Source organism: Neptuniibacter sp., from assembly GCF_024231755.1.
Taxonomy (GTDB): domain Bacteria; phylum Pseudomonadota; class Gammaproteobacteria; order Pseudomonadales; family Balneatricaceae; genus Neptuniibacter.
Map to the genome: position 1 here is coordinate 1 of NZ_JAAEQH010000055.1, position 2841 is coordinate 2841.

Consider the following 2841-nt stretch of genomic DNA (forward strand, 5'->3'; position numbering starts at 1 on the left):
TAAAATGGATCGCACCGGCGCTGACTACTTAACGGTTGTAGACCAGGTGAAATCTCGTCTTGGAGCACCGCCTGTTCCAATCCAGTTGCCAATTGGCGCTGAAGACGACTTTAAAGGTGTTATTGACCTTATAAAAATGAAAGCCATTAACTGGAACGAAGCGGACCAGGGTATGACTTTCTCTTATGAGGCAATACCGGCAGAACTTCAAGAGCTCGCTCAAGAATGGCACTCTCATTTAGTTGAAAGTGCAGCTGAAGCCTCTGAAGAACTAATGGATAAGTACTTAGAAGGTGAAGAGTTAAGTGAAGCAGAGATTAAATCTGCCTTACGTCAACGCACATTAGCGAACGAAATTGTTCCCATTACGTGTGGTAGTGCATTTAAAAACAAAGGCGTTCAAGCTGTGCTTGATGGCGTTGTTGAATACATGCCTGCACCAACACAAGTGAAACAAATCCAAGGTATCCTAGAAAATGGAACTGAGGAAGAACGTCCAGCTGATGATAAAGCGCCGTTTGCTGCACTTGCATTTAAAATTGCAACAGACCCGTTTGTTGGCACTTTAACCTTTTTCCGTGTTTACTCTGGTACTGTTAAACAGGGTGACGCGGTTTATAACCCAGTTAAAAGTAAGCGTGAGCGATTTGGTCGTATCGTACAGATGCATTCAAACTCACGTGAAGAGATCAAAGAAGTTTACGCAGGCGATATTGCGGCAGCTATTGGTCTTAAAGACGTAACAACAGGTGAGACACTGTGTGATCCGAACTCTATCACTACGCTAGAGCGTATGGAGTTCCCAGAGCCAGTTATCTCTGTTGCGGTTGAGCCTCGCACAGTCGCTGACCAAGATAAGATGGGTATCGCGTTAGGTAAACTAGCGGCAGAAGATCCGTCTTTCAGAGTACAAACTGACGAAGAATCAGGCCAGACTATTATTTCTGGTATGGGTGAACTTCACCTTGATATCATTGTCGACCGTATGAAACGTGAATTCAGTGTTGAATGTAACGTTGGTAAGCCGCAGGTTGCATACCGAGAAGCTATTCGTTCAACTGTTGAAGTTGAAGGGAAGTTTGTACGTCAATCAGGTGGTCGTGGTCAATATGGTCACGTCTGGGTTAAACTTGAACCGATGGATATTTCGGATGATGAAGCACCAATTTATGAGTTCGTTAACGAAACTGTAGGTGGTTCGGTTCCTAAAGAATTTATCCCTGCGGTAGACAAAGGTATCCAAGAGCAAATGTCTCAAGGTGTACTGGCAGGCTACCCATTACTTGGCGTTAAAGCGACTTTATATGATGGTTCATTCCATGATGTAGACTCGAATGAAATGGCATTTAAAATTGCAGGTTCAATGGCAATGAAAGCTGGGGCGCTTAAGGCTGCCCCTGTACTTTTAGAGCCAATGATGAAGGTTGAAGTAATCACTCCTGACTCAAACATGGGTGATGTAGTTGGCGACTTAAACCGTCGTCGCGGCATAATCGAAGGCATGGAAGATGCAATAGGTGGACTTAAGCAAGTTAATGCTCAGGTTCCTCTTTCTGAAATGTTTGGTTATGCAACTGCTTTACGATCTGCAACACAGGGCCGTGCTTCTTACTCTATGGAGTTTTTGAAGTACGCTGAAGCCTCTAAACAGGTTGCAGATACAATAATTTCAGCTCGCGCTGTTATATGATTTTAGCTTGTCTGGCTCAATAGTGAGTCAGGCTTTAATTTCTTAATTAGGAATTTTTTAAGATGGCAAAAGAAAAGTTTGAACGCGTAAAACCGCACGTAAACGTTGGTACAATCGGCCACGTTGACCACGGTAAAACTACACTAACTGCAGCAATCACTAACGTACTTGCAAAAGTATACGGCGGTGTTGCTAAAGATTTCGCATCAATCGATAACGCTCCAGAAGAGCGCGAGCGTGGTATCACAATCTCAACTTCTCACGTTGAGTACGATACACCAACTCGTCACTACGCACACGTAGATTGTCCTGGACACGCCGATTATGTTAAAAACATGATCACTGGTGCTGCTCAAATGGACGGCGCTATCTTAGTAGTAGCTGCGACTGACGGCCCTATGCCACAAACGCGTGAGCACATCCTACTTTCTCGTCAGGTTGGCGTACCTTACATCGTTGTATTCATGAACAAATGTGACATGGTTGACGACGAAGAGCTACTTGAGCTAGTAGAAATGGAAGTTCGTGAACTTCTTTCTGAGTACGACTTCCCAGGTGATGACTTACCACTAATTCAAGGTTCTGCTCTTAAAGCACTTGAAGGCGAAAAGCAGTGGGAAGACAAGATCGTTGAGCTTGCAGAAGCACTAGATTCTTACATCCCAGAGCCAGAGCGTGACATCGATAAGCCATTCATCATGCCTATCGAAGACGTTTTCTCAATCCAAGGCCGTGGTACAGTAGTAACTGGTCGTGTTGAAGCTGGTATCATCAACGTGAACGACGAAGTTGAAATCGTTGGTATCAAAGAGACTACTAAGTCTACTTGTACTGGTGTTGAAATGTTCCGTAAGCTTCTTGACGAAGGTCGTGCTGGTGAGAACATTGGTGCACTTTTACGTGGTACTAAGCGTGAAGACGTTGAACGTGGTCAAGTACTAGCTAAGCCTGGTTCAATCAACCCACATACTACATTCACTTCAGAAGTATACGTACTTTCTAAAGATGAAGGTGGTCGTCATACTCCTTTCTTCAAAGGTTACCGTCCACAGTTCTACTTCCGTACAACTGACGTAACAGGTGACGTACAGTTACCAGAAGGCGTAGAAATGGTAATGCCTGGTGATAACGTTAAGATGACAGTAACTCTA

2 protein-coding genes are annotated in these 2841 nt (G+C 44.2%); both read left to right on the plus strand.

Annotated features, from left to right (window positions below):
- On the plus strand, window positions 1-1690 hold a 1690-nt coding region (gene fusA, locus GY843_RS02110), incomplete at its 5' end, for an elongation factor G (protein ID WP_297306068.1).
- Window positions 1691-1752: 62 nt separating this feature from the next.
- On the plus strand, window positions 1753-2841 hold a 1089-nt coding region (gene tuf / locus GY843_RS02115; RefSeq protein ID WP_297306069.1), incomplete at its 3' end, for an elongation factor Tu.